This is a genomic window from Roseiarcus sp. (assembly GCF_049514155.1).
Lineage (GTDB): Bacteria > Pseudomonadota > Alphaproteobacteria > Rhizobiales > Beijerinckiaceae > Roseiarcus.
In genome coordinates this window covers 1-13,786 of sequence record NZ_JBEKVH010000106.1, presented here as the reverse complement: position 1 = coordinate 13,786, position 13,786 = coordinate 1, and the positions used below count along the sequence as shown (strand labels likewise).

13 protein-coding genes and 1 other RNA gene are annotated in these 13,786 nt (G+C 69.7%); 9 read left to right on the top strand and 5 right to left on the bottom strand.

What is annotated here, in order from left to right; genetic code table 11:
* The coding region (locus ABSF49_RS14745) for an efflux RND transporter permease subunit (RefSeq protein WP_424113414.1) at positions 1–2,658 on the top strand (2,658 nt) is incomplete at its 5' end.
* Between the two features lie 27 nt (positions 2,659–2,685).
* On the opposite strand, the gene recR is transcribed toward ABSF49_RS14745, so the two are convergent.
* The 5 genes from recR to ABSF49_RS14720 form a co-directional block, all read right to left on the bottom strand.
* Positions 2,686–3,291 carry a recombination mediator RecR gene (recR, locus tag ABSF49_RS14740; RefSeq protein ID WP_424113413.1) on the bottom strand — a complete coding sequence of 202 codons (606 nt, stop codon included), beginning with the start codon at positions 3,289–3,291 and terminating at the stop codon, positions 2,686–2,688.
* A gap of 6 nt (positions 3,292–3,297) precedes the next feature.
* The gene (locus ABSF49_RS14735) at positions 3,298–3,621 is read right to left on the bottom strand and encodes a YbaB/EbfC family nucleoid-associated protein (protein ID WP_424113412.1); all 324 of its coding nucleotides are present in this window, start codon (positions 3,619–3,621) and stop codon (positions 3,298–3,300) included.
* Between the two features lie 13 nt (positions 3,622–3,634).
* On the bottom strand, positions 3,635–5,449 hold the full coding sequence (locus ABSF49_RS14730) for a DNA polymerase III subunit gamma/tau (RefSeq protein WP_424113411.1): 1,815 nt from the start codon (positions 5,447–5,449) through the stop codon (positions 3,635–3,637).
* Between the two features lie 60 nt (positions 5,450–5,509).
* Positions 5,510–5,606: signal recognition particle sRNA small type (gene ffs / locus ABSF49_RS14725), an RNA gene on the bottom strand.
* Between the two features lie 46 nt (positions 5,607–5,652).
* On the bottom strand, positions 5,653–5,901 hold the full coding sequence (locus tag ABSF49_RS14720; protein WP_424113410.1) for a hypothetical protein: 249 nt from the start codon (positions 5,899–5,901) through the stop codon (positions 5,653–5,655).
* Between the two features lie 225 nt (positions 5,902–6,126).
* On the opposite strand from ABSF49_RS14720, the gene ABSF49_RS14715 reads away from it, so the two are divergent.
* The 8 genes from ABSF49_RS14715 to ABSF49_RS14680 all read left to right on the top strand — a co-directional run.
* On the top strand, positions 6,127–6,636 hold the full coding sequence (locus ABSF49_RS14715; RefSeq protein WP_424113409.1) for a YaiI/YqxD family protein: 510 nt from the start codon (positions 6,127–6,129) through the stop codon (positions 6,634–6,636).
* A 79-nt stretch (positions 6,637–6,715) separates the two neighbouring features.
* On the top strand, positions 6,716–6,958 hold the full coding sequence (gene lptM / locus ABSF49_RS14710) for an LPS translocon maturation chaperone LptM (RefSeq protein WP_424113408.1): 243 nt from the start codon (positions 6,716–6,718) through the stop codon (positions 6,956–6,958).
* 6 nt (positions 6,959–6,964) lie between these two features.
* The gene (gene lysA, locus ABSF49_RS14705) at positions 6,965–8,239 is read left to right on the top strand and encodes a diaminopimelate decarboxylase (RefSeq protein ID WP_424113407.1); all 1,275 of its coding nucleotides are present in this window, start codon (positions 6,965–6,967) and stop codon (positions 8,237–8,239) included.
* Between the two features lie 46 nt (positions 8,240–8,285).
* On the top strand, positions 8,286–10,862 hold the full coding sequence (locus ABSF49_RS14700) for a TIGR02302 family protein (RefSeq protein ID WP_424113406.1): 2,577 nt from the start codon (positions 8,286–8,288) through the stop codon (positions 10,860–10,862).
* A 76-nt stretch (positions 10,863–10,938) separates the two neighbouring features.
* Positions 10,939–11,130: a twin transmembrane helix small protein gene (locus tag ABSF49_RS14695; protein WP_424113405.1), complete on the top strand. Its 192-nt coding sequence runs from the start codon at positions 10,939–10,941 to the stop codon at positions 11,128–11,130.
* A gap of 11 nt (positions 11,131–11,141) precedes the next feature.
* Positions 11,142–11,738 carry a cob(I)yrinic acid a,c-diamide adenosyltransferase gene (locus ABSF49_RS14690; RefSeq protein WP_424113404.1) on the top strand — a complete coding sequence of 199 codons (597 nt, stop codon included), beginning with the start codon at positions 11,142–11,144 and terminating at the stop codon, positions 11,736–11,738.
* Positions 11,735–12,868 carry an anhydro-N-acetylmuramic acid kinase gene (locus ABSF49_RS14685; RefSeq protein WP_424113403.1) on the top strand — a complete coding sequence of 378 codons (1,134 nt, stop codon included), beginning with the start codon at positions 11,735–11,737 and terminating at the stop codon, positions 12,866–12,868. Before ABSF49_RS14690 ends, ABSF49_RS14685 begins: the two co-directional genes overlap by 4 nt.
* A 93-nt stretch (positions 12,869–12,961) precedes the next feature.
* Positions 12,962–13,786 (top strand): shikimate dehydrogenase family protein (locus ABSF49_RS14680; RefSeq protein ID WP_424113402.1); only part of this gene is annotated, 825 nt, incomplete at its 3' end.

Genomic DNA, 13,786 nt, shown 5'->3' with positions numbered 1-13,786 from the left:
TCCGGCGTGTCGCTGGTGCGCATCGGCGGCCAGCAGCAGCCGGCGATTCGCGTCCAGATCGATCCGGCGAAGCTGGTCGAGAAGGGGCTGCAGCTCGAGGACGTGCGCGCCCAGCTCGCCATCGCCACCACCGACAACCCGAAAGGTTTGATCAACGGCGCCCAGCAGTCGTTCACCATCTTCGACAACGACCAGCTCACCGAACCGGCGGCTTGGAACGACGTCATCATTGCTTATCGCAACGGAGCGCCGGTGCGCGTGCGCGACATCGGCCAGGCTGTGCGCGGCCCCGCCGACGTCTACCAAGCGGCGTGGGGCAACGGCAAACGCGACGTGTTCCTGGTCGTCTTCAAGGTTCCGGGCGTCAACGTCATCACCACGGTCGAGAAGGTCAAGTCGACGATGACGCGCTTGCAGGCGGCGATCCCCGCCTCGATGCACATCAGGGTGCTCTCCGACCGCACGACGACAATACGCGCCTCGGTCGAAGACGTGCAGTTCACCTTGTTGCTGACCATCGCCCTGGTGGTCATGGTGATCTTCGTCTTCCTCAGGAACCTGTGGGCGACGGTGATCCCAAGCTTCACCGTGCCGCTCGCCTTGCTCGGCGCCTGCGCCATGATGTGGGCGGTCGGTTATAGCCTCGACAACCTCTCGCTGATGGCGCTGACGATCGCCGTCGGCTTCGTCGTCGACGACGCGATCGTGGTGCTGGAGAACATCACTCGCCACGTCGAACACGGCATGAAGCCGATGCAGGCGGCGCTGAAGGGCGCCGGCGAAATCGGCTTCACCGTGGTGTCGATCTCGATGTCGCTGATCGCGGTGCTGATTCCGCTGCTGCTGATGAGCGGCATCATCGGCCGGCTGTTCCGCGAATTCTCGGTGACGCTGGCGATGACCATCGTGGTTTCCGCGGTCGTGTCGCTGACCCTGACGCCGATGCTGGCCTCGCGGTTCCTGCGCGACCACACGCACGACCGCCACAACAAGATTTACATGCTGTTCGAGCGGGGCTTCGCCGCATTGACTACGGCCTACGAGCACGGCCTCGACAGGGTCTTGCGCCACCGCTTCATCACCTTGATGGTCTTTCTCGCCACCCTCGTCGCCACAGTCGCGCTGTTCATCGCCATTCCCAAAGGCTTCTTCCCCCAGCAGGACACCGGCACCCTGTTCGGCACCTCCGACGCGCCGCAGGACGTCTCCTTTGCCGAGATGGCGAAGCTGCAGGAGCAGTTGCTCGCCGTCGTACAATCCGACCCCGACGTCGTGAACGTGGCGGGGGGCATCGGCGCCGGCGTCGGCGCCTCCGCGCAGAACTCCGGCCGGATGTTCATCACCCTCAAGCCGCGCGAGGAGCGCACCGCCGACGCGTTCCAGATCATCGCCCGGCTGCGGCCCAAGCTCGCCCAGGTCAAGGGCGCGCGGCTGTTCCTGCAGGTGGCGCAGGACGTCACCGTCGGCGGGCGCTCCGCCCGCACCCAGTTCCAGTACACGGTGCAGGACGTCAATCTCGAAGAGTTGAACGCCTGGGCGCCCAAGATTCTAGCCAAACTCGGCGAGCTGCCGGAGCTGCGCGACGTCGCCACTGACCAGCAAAACGCCGGCACGACGCTGACGCTCGCCATCGACCGCGACATGGCGTCGCGCTTCGGCATCCAACCGCAGCTGATCGACGACACGCTCTACGACGCCTACGGTCAACGGCAAGTCACCCAGTATTTCACCCAGATCAACACCTACTACGTCATCGAGGAGATTCTGCCGTCGCTGCGGGGCGACCCGAAGAGCCTGGACAAGCTCTACATCCGCTCGCCGACCACCGGCCAGATGGTGCCGATGAGCGCGTTCGCGAAATGGACGACCAATCCCATCGCGCCGCTGTCGATCAGCCACCAAGGACAGTTTCCCGCCATCACCATCAGCTTCAACCTCGCGCAAGGCGTGGCGCTCGGCCAGGCGACCGCGGCGGTCCAGGCGGCCGAGCGCGATCTGCATCTGCCCCCCGGGCTGTCCACCACCTTCCAGGGCAACGCGCAGGCGTTCCAGGAGTCGCTGGTCACCGTGCCGCTGTTGATCCTGGCGGCGCTGGTCGTCGTCTACATCATCCTCGGCGTGCTCTACGAGAGCTTCATCCACCCGCTGACGATTCTGTCGACCCTGCCCTCGGCCGGTTTCGGCGCTTTGGCGATGTTGATGCTGTTCGGCTACGAATTCAGCCTCATCGCCCTGATCGGATTGATCTTGCTGATCGGCATCGTCAAGAAGAACGGCATCATGATGGTCGACTTCGCCATCACCGCCGAACGCGACGAACATCTGACGACCGAGCAGTCGATCCGCAAGGCGGCGCTGTTGCGCTTCCGCCCGATCATGATGACGACGATGGCGGCAATGCTCGGCGGCGTGCCGCTGATGCTCGGACAGGGCACCGGCGCGGAGCTGCGCCAGCCGCTCGGCTACACGATGGTCGGCGGCCTGATCGTCAGCCAGGCGCTGACCCTGTTCACCACGCCGGTGATCTATCTCTATCTCGACCAGCTTTCGAATTGGCTGTGGCGCTCGGGTAAGCATCCCGAGGCCGAGCCGACGCCGACGACGGAAGACGACGAGCCGACGTCGAGCCACGCCGACCGTCGCCAGGCGGCGGAATAGCGGCGCGCCGAAACGCGGGCTTCTGGGTCAGAACGTCGTGCGCTGGCGCATCGCCGCCGCGAGGGTGCCGTCGTCGAGATAATCGAGCTCGCCGCCGACCGGCACGCCGTGGGCGAGGCGCGTGACCTTGACCGGATAGGGGTTCAAGAGTTCGGTTATGTAATGAGCGGTCGTCTGGCCGTCGACGGTGGCGTTGACCGCAAGCACGACCTCCTGCACCCCGCCCTCGGCGACGCGCGCGACGAGACCAGCGATATTGAGGTCTTCCGGCCCGATTCCGTCGAGCGGCGACAGCGCGCCGCCGAGCACGTGATAGCGCGCGCGGGTCGCCTGCGCGCGCTCGAGCGCCCATAGATCGCCGACCGACTCGACGACCACCAGCGTCGCGCTTTCGCGCCGCTCGTCGGCGCAGATCGTGCATGGGTCGCGGGTGTCGATGTTGCCGCACACCGAGCAGGCGACAATCCGCTCGTGGGCGACGCGCATCGCCTCGGCGAGCGGCCCGAGCAGCGGCTCGCGTTTGCGGATGAGATGCAGCGCCGCGCGTCGCGCCGAGCGCGGCCCCAGCCCCGGCAGGCGCGCCAGAAGCTGGATCAGCCGCTCGATTTCCGGGCCGGCGACATTCGACGACATGGGGCCTCAGAACGGCAGTTTCATGCCCGGCGGCAATTGCAAGCCGGCGGCGAGGCTTTGCATCTTCTCCGCCGACAGGCGATCGGCCTTGCCCTTGGCGTCGGCATAGGCGGCCAGGATCAGGTCCTCGACCATTTCCTTGTCGGCGGGCGTCAGCAGCGACGGATCGATGGCGATCGCCTTCATCTCGCCCTTGCCGGTGAGGGTGACCTTGACCATGCCGCCGCCCGACTGGCCTTCGACGTCGAGCCGGGCCAATTCCTCCTGCGCCTCCTGCAGTTGCGCCTGGACGGCCTGCGCCTTCTTCATCATGCCGAGGATGTCGACCATCGTTGCGCTCCGCTCACAATTCATCGTCTTCGGGCGCGTCCGAATAGCCGACCTCGTCGTCGCCGGCCGGCGTCGAGACGGCGGGCGACGCTTCCGGGCCGCGCACGTCGACGATCTTGGCGCCGGGGAAGCGTTCGAGGATCTTGCGCACGACCGGATGCTCGCCGGCGCCCCCTAACTGCTCGTTGCGGCGCGCCGTCTCCTGTTCGCGCAGCGTCGGCGCCGTCGCGCCGGCGGCGAGCGTCACCATCCAGCGCTCGCCGGTCCATTCGCCGAGGCGGCGCGACAACGCTTGGACGATCTCCGGCGAAGCGCCGTCGACGAGCGAGAATTCGATCCGCCCCGGCTCGAAGCGCGCGAGACGAACGTCGCTCTCCAGCGCCTGGCTCAAGCGGATGTCGCGCCGGACGCGCGCCAACGCGACGACGTCTTCGAAGCGCGCAAGCCGCGGTCCGGCGGGGTTCGGCGCGGCGGCGGGCGCGGGCGCCGCCATCGCCGAAGCCGGCGCGCGCTTGGCCAGAGCCTCGCTCGTCGGCGGCGAAACGCGCGGCGGCGGCGCGGCGACGATGACCGGAGCAAGCCGCGGCGGCGCCTCGCCCGATTCGGCGAGCTTGCGCAAAGCGTCTTCCGGCGTCGGCAGGTCGGCGGCGAAGGCGAGGCGGATCAGCGCCATTTCCGCCGAGGCGAGCGGCCGCGGCGAGTCCTTCACGTCCTCGACGCCCTTGAGCAGGATCTGCCAGGCGCGGGTCAATTGCCCGATCGAGAGCTTTTCGGCCATCTCCGAGCCGCGCCGCCGTTCGCTCTCGCTGATCGCGGCGTCGTCGACGCCGTTCGGCGCGAGCTTGAGGCGGGTGACGAGATGGCAGAATTCGGCGAGCTCGATCAGCAGCTCGGCGGGATCGGCGCCGGCGAGATGCAGCTTCGCCGTCAGTTCGAGCGCCGGCGCGATCTCGCCGGCCATGGCGTGGGCGAAGAGGTCGACGACCTCGCCGCGATCGGAGAGACCGAGCATCGCCCGCAGGTCGGCGGCTTCGACCTTGCCCGCCGAGCCGTGGGCGATCGCCTGGTCGAGCAGCGACAGCGCGTCGCGCACCGAACCTTCGGCGACGCGGGCGATCAGCGACAACGCGTCGGGCTCGGCCGTCACGCCCTCGAGGCCGCTGATCTTCTCGAGGTGGCGCACCATCAGCCCGGTCTCGATGCGCTTGAGATCGAAACGGATGCAACGCGACCGCACGGTGATCGGCACTTTCTCGATTTCGGTGGTCGCGAACAGGAACTTGACGTGCTCGGGCGGCTCTTCGAGCGTCTTCAGCAGGCCGTTGAACGCCTGCTTCGACAGCATGTGCACTTCGTCGATGATGTAGACCTTGGTGCGCGCCGAGACCGGGCGGTAGCGCGCGTTCTCGATGATCTCGCGCACGTCGTCGATGCCGGTGTGCGAGGCGGCGTCCATCTCGATGACGTCGACATGGCGCGATTCCATGATCGCCTGGCAGTGGACGCCGAATTCCGGCATGTCGATCGACGGCCGGTCGATCTTGCCCGGCAGCGAATAGTTGAAAGCGCGGGCGAGGATGCGGGCGGTCGTCGTCTTGCCGACGCCGCGCACGCCGGTGAGGATATAGGCCTGATGGATGCGCCCGGCGGCGAAGGAATTGGCGAGCGTGCGCACCATCGGCTCCTGGCCGATGAGGTCGTCGAAACTGGCGGGACGGTATTTGCGCGCCAGCACGCGATAGCCGGCGGCGGCCGGGGCGGGCGGCAGCCCGAGCGCAAGCGTCGGTTCGGCGGCGGCGCCGGCATCCGGCGCGTTCTCGTCAGTCATCCGCCAAAGCTCGGACGCCAGGGCCTGGCGCAGCTCCGGCCCGAGCGCGCCTCAGCAAAAGTTAGGAGGTTGGACAAAGACCCGCCCTGGCTCGTTGGGGCTGCTTCCTTCCGGACCTGACCCGGTTGGCGAGCGGTACGTCCTTCGCCAACCTCCCGGACCCTATTTGGCCCAAGGCGAAGATCGGCGCAAGGGCCGGGGGCCTAAGGATTGTGCGGCGTCGTCAATTGCGCGCCGCCGTCGATTGCGTGCAACTCCGCCGTGGAGGGGGCCTTGATCGAGCTGTTGAGTTTTCGCAGCATCGTCAAGCACAACTCTTTTGTCGCCTTGTCCTTGACCACGTCTGACAGTTTAGCCACGTAGTAAAACGCCATCGCCCGCTGAGAAATGGAATCGTCATAATAGAACGGATCGGCCAGTCCGTCGGGGCCATCGTTGTTATTGTCGGACATTTGACGCCATCGCCTCGATGATTAATTTCCCAACCGGGGGTCAGAGACACCCGTTGGAAGAACACAGCATGACAGTGGGCGCAACCGTGGCGAATGTATGGCGACGACCCCCCTTGGCCTGCGGCCGAGCGAAGCGGCGGCGCGACGGCGGGAACGGCCAGGACGACGCCCGGCCGCGTGGGGCTCGAGTCGCCCTCGCCGAGGTTTGCGATTACACCCCCGGCCATGGAACCCGCCGCGCCGCGCCTGCGCATCTATATCGACGCCGACGCCTGTCCGGTGAAGGACGAGACCTATCGCGTCGCGGCGCGCTACGGGATTAGCGTGTTCGTCGTCGCCAACAGCCCGATCCTGACCCCTCGTGCGCCGGGAATCGAACGGGTTGTCGTCGCGGCAGGGCCGGACGCGGCGGACGACTGGATCGCCGAGCGGGCCGGGCCGGGCGCGATCGTCGTCACCGCCGACATTCCGCTGGCGAGCCGTTGCGTCAAGGCCGGCGCCGACGTCCTCGCCCCGACCGGCAAGCGCTTCTCCGAGGACTCGATCGGCATGGCGCTGGCGACGCGCAACCTGATGGACCATCTGCGCGAGACGGGACAGGCGACCTCGGGCCCCAAGGCCTTCGGCCCCCGCGACCGCTCCAATTTCCTCAGCGCGCTCGACAATTCCGTGAGCCGGCTGAAGCGCGCCGGCGCGACCACGTCGGGCGAGGCGCGCGGCGAGACCGGAGGCTGAGCGTCGCGATGCGGCGCTCTTCCCCCTCGCATCGGCGGGGGTTTCGGCTATAGTGCGGCGCGTTCGCCGGAGCCTGTCCGTGATTGTCGCCGCCCGTTCCCCGTCCGTTAGGCGCGCCGTCGCGCTGGCGTTGGTTTTCGGCCTTGCGTTGCTCGCCGCCGGATGCGGCCGCCGCGGGCCGCTCGAACCGCCCAGCGGCGCGATCGCCACGCCGACTCCGGCGCCGACGGCGAGTTCCGATCTGAGCGATCAGCTCGGACGGCCCAAGAATCCGCCGATCACGCCGCCGAAGACGCCGTTCGCGCTCGATCCGATTCTGTAAGTCGCCATGCATCATTTCGCCTACCGGAACGGCGCGCTGCACGCCGAAGACGTCTCGTTGGCGAAAATCGCCGGCGAGGTCGGCACGCCGTTCTATTGCTATTCGAGTTCCACCATCGAGCGGCATTTCGAGGTCTTCCGCGCCGCTTTCGCCGATCGGCCGGCGCTCGTCTGCTACGCGATGAAGGCCAATTCCAACCAGGCGGTTTTGGCGACCCTAGCGCGCCTCGGCGCCGGCATGGACGTCGTCTCCGGAGGCGAGCTCAGGCGCGCCCGCGCCGCCGGCGTGCCGGGCGACAAGATCATCTTCTCCGGCGTCGGCAAGACGCGCGAGGAGATGGCGCTCGGGCTTGACGAGGGCATCCTCTGCTTCAACGTCGAGTCCGAGCCGGAGTTGGAGACGCTGTCCGAGGTCGCCAGCGCGCGCGGCGAGACGGCGCGCATCGCCATCCGCGTCAACCCCGACATCGACGCGCGCACCCACGCCAAGATCTCGACCGGCAAGGCGGAGAACAAGTTCGGCGTGCCGATCTCGCGCGCCCGCGCCGTCTACGACCGCGCCCGCGCCCTGCCCGGCCTCGCAATCGTCGGCGTCGACATGCACATCGGCTCGCAGATCGTCGACATGCGGCCGTTCGACGACGCTTTCGCGCTGCTCGCCGATTTCGTGCGGACGCTGCGCGCCGACGGGCACGCAATCGACCACGTCGACCTCGGCGGCGGCCTCGGCATCCCCTATCGCGTCGACAACGATCCGCCGCCGCTTCCCGACGTCTACGCGAAAATCGTCGCGCGCAGCACGCGCGATCTCGACTGCACGCTCTATTTCGAGCCGGGTCGGCTGATCGTCGGCAACGCCGGCGTGTTGGCGACCACGGTTCTCTACGTCAAGCGCGGCGACGCCAGGAACTTCGTCATCGTCGATGCGGCGATGAACGACCTCGTCCGTCCGACCCTCTACGACGCGCATCATGAAATCTGGCCCGCCGCCGAGCCGGCGCTCGCCGCGCCGCGCCTGCGCGCCGACGTCGTCGGCCCGGTGTGCGAGAGCGGCGACTTTCTCGCCCTCGACCGCGAACTCGCCGAACCCGCGGCGGGCGACCTGCTGGCGGTGATGTCGGCCGGCGCCTATGGCGCGGTTCAGGCCGGCACCTATAATTCCCGCCTGCTTGTCCCCGAAGTTCTGGTCAAGGGCGGCCAATTTGCGGTCGTCAGGCCGCGGCCGACCTACGCGGAATTGATCGGCCTCGACAAACTTCCGCCGTGGTTGCAACGTCGCTAGACTGTCTGGCGCCGGAGCGGCGGTCGGACGGCGCGGAGACGCCTCTTTGGATTCGAAGCAGGCTGACAGTTCGCGGAGCGACGGGGCGACGCGCATCGGCGCGAAGCTGACGGCGCTGGCGCGCCGCGCCGAGGCGGTGATCGTCTTCGAACGGTTCTGGCCGACGCTGGTGTGGGCGGCGACGCTGGTCGCGCTGTTCCTCGCCGTCTCCTGGCTCGGGCTGTGGCAGATCGCGCCGCGCCTGGCGCGAATCGGCGGCGTCGCGGCGTTCGCCGTCGCTTTCGTGATCGCGCTCGCCCCGCTCACGCGGTTGCGGCGCCCCGTCCGCGCCGAGACCCTCGACCGCCTCGACCGCGATTCGGGCGCGCCGCATCGGCCCGCCGCCTCGCTCGACGACCGGCTCGCCATGGCGGGCGAAGACCCCGCCACTGCGGCGCTGTGGGCGCTGCACCGCGACCGCCTCGCCCGCCAGGTCGAGCGATTCGTTCCCGCCGCGCCCGCCCCGGGCATGGCGTGGCGCGATCCGCGCGCGCTGCGATTCGCCGTGCTGCTGGCGGCGATCGCCGCCGCGCTCGTCGCCGGGCCGGAGCGCTACGGCCGGGTCGCCGCCGCCTTCGACTGGCGCGACGGCGCCGCTGCGGCTGCGACCGCGCGGCTCGACGCCTGGATCGACCCGCCCGCCTACGCCAACCAGCCGCCGATCCTGCTCGACCTCGCCGCCGACCGCGATCCGTCGCAGAAAATCGTCACCCCGGAGGGCTCGGCGCTGGTGGTGCGCGCCGATTCCGACCTGTTCGAGACGCGGGTCGAGGGCGCGATCGCGCCGGTCGCCGGCGCCAAGCCGGCCGACAAGGCCGCCCCCGCCCCTGCAACTGCCGCCGCCCGCGGCGCGCCGGCCGAAAGGCGCTGGACGATCAACGGCGACGGCGCGGTCGTCTTCCGCCGCGACGGCGCCGCGCTCGGCCGATACGAAATCGAGGCGACCCCGCTCGGCGCGCCGACCGTCACGCTGATCGAGCCGCCGCGCGGCAATCTCAGCGGCTCGCTGACGCTGCATTATTCGTTCACCGACCGCTACGGAATCGCCGGCGCCGAGGCCGAGTTCGCCAACCCGGCCGCGGGGGCCGCGCCGCCGCGGTCGCTCGTTCCGCCGCCAAAGCTGGCGCTGCGCCTGCCCAGCACGACGAACGGAACCGGCGAAGCGACAACGACAGGCGACCTCTCCGAACATCCATGGGCGGGCGCCCAGGTCGTCCTGACGTTGAAGGCGACCGGCGTCTCCGGAAAGGTCGGCGCCGGAGCGCCGACGACGTTCGCGTTGCCGCAGCGGGCGTTCCACAACCCGCTCGCGCGCGCGCTGGTCGAGCAGCGGCGCGCGCTGGTCCTCGACCCCGACCACGAGACGCCGCGCGTCGCCAAGGCGATCGACGCGCTGACGGTCGCGCCCGACTTCTTCCAGACGCCGGCCGGCGTCTATCTCGGCCTGCGCCAGGCGCGCGCGCAGCTCGCCGACGCGCATGGCGACGCCGAGCTCCTCGCCGTCGCCGACCTGTTGTGGGCGATGGCGCTCAGGCTCGAGGACGGCGACGCGTCGCAGGCGCAGCGCGACTTGCGCGCCGCCGAGCAGCGATTGCGCGAGGCGCTGCAGCACGGCGCGAGCGACGAGGAGCTGCGCAAATTGACCCAGGAGCTGCGCGACGCCGCCGAGCGCTACATGCGCGATCTTGCCCAACAGACGCCGCCGCAGCAGAACGACGCCGACGCCGAGCTGCCGCAGCAGGATCTCGAGTCGATGCTCGACCGCATGGAAGACATGGCGCGCAACGGCGCGCGCCAGGACGCCGAGGCGATGCTCGACGAAATGCAGAACATGTTCGAGAACATGCGCGGCGCCCAAGACGCCCAGGAGGACCAGGCGAGCCGCGAAATGCGCAAGCAGATCGACGAGCTCGGCAAGCTCCTGCGCGACCAGCAGGCGTTGCGCGACGACACGTTCCGCCAGGATCAGCGCGAGCAGCTCGGCCGCGACGCGCCCGAGGGCCAGGGCGACCAGGCCAAGCCGTCGCTCGACGAGCGCCAACGGGCGCTCGCCGACCGCCTCGCCGAATTGCAGAAGCGGCTGAAGTCGCTCGGCATGAAGGGCGAGAAGGGCTTCGACGACGCGCAAGGCGACATGAAGGAAGCCGAGGGCGACCTCAAGGGCGACGGCCAGGACCAAGGCCAAGGCGACGGTCAGGGCCAAGGCGACAAGAGCGGCGGCGGGCTCGACGATCAGGGTCGAACCGGCAAGGGCCGCGCCGTCGAAGCGCAGGGCCGCGCGCTCGAGGCTTTGCGCCAGGGCGCGCAGGGCCTGCAGCAGCAGGCCCAGGGCCAAGGCAATGGCCAGGGCGGCCGCGGCTACAAGGCGACGAGCCGGCGGCCGGGCGCCGGCGGACCCGGACGCGATCCGCTCGGGCGCGAGGCGGGAAACCGCGGCGGCGCGCTTGAGGGCGCGCTGCACGGCGGGGCCGACGTCGCCGAGCGCGCGCGCCAGGTGCTCGAAGAATTGCGCCGCCGCCTCGCCGACCCCAGCCGGCCGGAGGAAGAGCGCGACTATTTCGAGCGGCTGTTGAAGCGCGACTGAGGCTGAGGCCTCGCGCCGGAGCGAATTGGCCGCGGCGCCGGCTCAGCCTATAAAGGCGGACTCGATCGGAGCCGCCATGCCGACCTTCGCCAGCGCCCTCGTGGCGATCGCCGTGATCGCCGTCGCCGCCACGCTTCTGTTCGGCTTCCTCAATCTCGCTCGGCCGGGCTCGGGCGAGCGATCGCAGAAGCTGATGCGCTGGCGCGTCGGACTGCAGCTCGCGGCGGTCGCGGTGATCGTCATCGTGCTGTTGACGCGCATGCACTAGGGAAGGCGCGGATGGTCCGGCTCAATCGCATCTACACCCGCACCGGCGACGACGGAACGACCGGGCTCGGCGACGGTTCGCGCCGCGCCAAACATGACGCGCGGGTCGAAGCGTTCGGCGCAGTCGACGAGGCCAATTGCGCGATCGGCGCAGCGCGGCTGGAGACCCGCGATTCCGCCGACGCAGCGCTGGCGGCGATCGAGGCGACGCTGGCGCGGGCGCAGAACGATCTCTTCGACCTCGGCGCCGATCTTTGCGCGCCGCCCGCGCCGGGCGAGAAGGATGCGCGGCTGCGCGTCGCGCCGAGCCAGGTCGAGCGGCTCGAGCGCGAGATCGACGCGCTCAACGCCGAACTCGCGCCGCTGCGCTCGTTCGTGCTGCCGGGCGGGACGCGGGCGGCGGCGGCGCTGCACCAGGCGCGCGTCGTCTGCCGACGCGCCGAGCGGCGCATGACGGCGCTCGCGGCGATCGAGCCGGTCGGCGCGGCCGCGCTCGCTTACGTTAATCGCCTCTCCGACTACCTGTTCGTCGCCGCGCGGGTCGCCAACGAAGGCGGCCGCGCCGACGTTCTGTGGGTCCCCGGCGCGAGCCGGAGCGAAGCTAAGTGAGCGACGACGCGCGCGGCCTGGCGACGGCGATCGGCGCGATCAGCGGCACCTCGATGGACGGCATCGACGTCGCGCTGATCCGTTCCGATGGCGAGGCGCGCCTCGAAGCAGGCCCTGGCGCCACCTATCCCTACCCTGCCGAGCTCGCGGCCGAGCTGCGCGCCGTCGTCGCCGAGCCGGCGCGCGCGGCCGGGCCGCTCGCCGAGCTCGAGGCCGCCGTCACCGACGCGCATGCAGCGGCGGTCGATCGCTTCATCGCCGAATTCGCCGTCGACCGGGGCGAGGTCGCGATCGTCGGACTGCACGGCCAGACGGTGCTGCATCGGCCGCGCGAACGTTTCACCCGTCAGCTTTGCGACGGCGCGCGCGCGGCGGCGGCGCTGGCGATCGACGTCGTCAGCGATTTCCGTTCCGCCGACGTCGCTGCCGGCGGCGAAGGCGCGCCGCTGGCGCCGCTCTATCACGCGGCGATGTGCGCGCCGCTCGACAAGCCGGTCATGGTCCTCAATTGGGGCGGGGTCGGCAACGTCACCTATCTCGGCGCCTCAGGCGAAATCGTCGCCTTCGACACCGGACCGGCCAACGCGCTGATCGACGATTTCATCGCCCGGCGGCTGGGCGCGAGCCGCGACGAGGACGGGCGACTCGCCGCCGCCGGCCGCGCCGACGAGCAAATCGTCGCGGCGCTGATGCGCGATCCCTATTTCGATCGGGCGCCGCCGAAGTCGCTCGACCGCAACCATTTCCACGCCGCCGCGCAGGCGGTCGAACGCTTGAGCGACGCCGACGGTGCAGCGACGCTCGCCGCCTTCACCATCGAAGCGACGGCGGCGGCGGCGCGTCCTTTCACGTTTCCGCCGACGCGCTGGCTGGTCTGCGGCGGCGGTCGGCTGAACCCGACGCTGATGCAGGGGCTCGCGAGCCGGCTTGCGACGCGCGTCGAGCCGATCGAGGCGATCGGCTTCGACGGCGACGTCGTCGAGGCGCACTGCTTCGCCTACCTCGCCCTGCGCTCGCGCGCCGGCCTGCCGATTTCGCTGCCGACCACGACCGGCGCGCCGCGGCCGCTGACCGGCGGGCGGTTCTCGCCGGCGGGGCAAGGTCGAGCGACGAAACGTCGCTTGCGCTGAGGCGCGCGGCGAGGTCTGCGGCCTTTACTGCCGCGCGCGAGCGCGCAAGATGCGCACGCCGCGCGCGTTTCGAACCGGCATGAGGAGGAAACGATGGCGACGCCGCACAATTTTCTCGCCGAACTGGTCGGCTGCTTCGCCACGCCGGTCGCCGAGAATCCGACCGTCGCGATGATCGAATCCGCGTTCCGCCATCACGGCATGAATGCGCGCTACATCAATTGCGAAGTCCAGCCGGCGGCGCTCGGCGAGGCGGCGCGCGGCGCGCGCGCGATGGGCTGGCGCGGCTTCAACTGCTCGATTCCGCACAAGGTGGCGATCATCGCCCATCTCGACGGGCTCGGCGATTCCGCCGCGACGATCGGCGCGGTCAATTGCGCGGTGCGGCGCGGCGACCAATGGATCGGCGAGAACACCGACGGCGTCGGGTTCATGGAATCGCTGCGGACGCTGATCGACGTCAAGGGCAAGTCGATCGTCGTGTTCGGCGCCGGCGGCGCGGCGCGCGCGATCGCGGTCGAGGCGGCGCTCGCCGGCGCGCGGCGTCTCGTCGTCGTCAATCGCAGCAGCGCGCGCGGGAGCGAGCTGACCGCGCTGATCAACGCCAAGACGCCGGCGCAAGCCGAGTTCGTTCTTTGGGACAGGACTTTCCGAGCAGGCGGCGACGGCGACGTTTTCGTCAACGCGACGTCGATCGGCCTTTATCCCGACACGGAAGGCCGGCCCGACGCCGATCTTTCCGGCGCCAAGCGCGAGGCGGTCGTCGCCGACGTCATCCCCAATCCGCCGCGCACATTGTTTCTGCGCGACGCCGAGGCCCGGGGTCTCAGGACGCTCGACGGGCTCGGCATGCTGGTCAACCAGGGTGTCGTTTCGATCCGCCACTGGTTCGGCGTCGACGTCGACGCGAGCGTGATG

Bases quoted from the DNA above. Each gene is read 5' to 3' on its own strand.
- recR (WP_424113413.1), bottom strand. From the start codon at position 3,291: ATGTCGTCGAATGTCGCCGGCCCGGAAATCGAGCGGCTGATCCAGCTT.
- ABSF49_RS14735 (WP_424113412.1), bottom strand. From the start codon at position 3,621: ATGGTCGACATCCTCGGCATGATGAAGAAGGCGCAGGCCGTCCAGGCG.
- ABSF49_RS14730 (WP_424113411.1), bottom strand. From the start codon at position 5,449: ATGACTGACGAGAACGCGCCGGATGCCGGCGCCGCCGCCGAACCGACG.
- ABSF49_RS14720 (WP_424113410.1), bottom strand. From the start codon at position 5,901: ATGTCCGACAATAACAACGATGGCCCCGACGGACTGGCCGATCCGTTC.
- ABSF49_RS14715 (WP_424113409.1), top strand. From the start codon at position 6,127: ATGGAACCCGCCGCGCCGCGCCTGCGCATCTATATCGACGCCGACGCC.
- lysA (WP_424113407.1), top strand. From the start codon at position 6,965: ATGCATCATTTCGCCTACCGGAACGGCGCGCTGCACGCCGAAGACGTC.
- ABSF49_RS14695 (WP_424113405.1), top strand. From the start codon at position 10,939: ATGCCGACCTTCGCCAGCGCCCTCGTGGCGATCGCCGTGATCGCCGTC.
- ABSF49_RS14690 (WP_424113404.1), top strand. From the start codon at position 11,142: ATGGTCCGGCTCAATCGCATCTACACCCGCACCGGCGACGACGGAACG.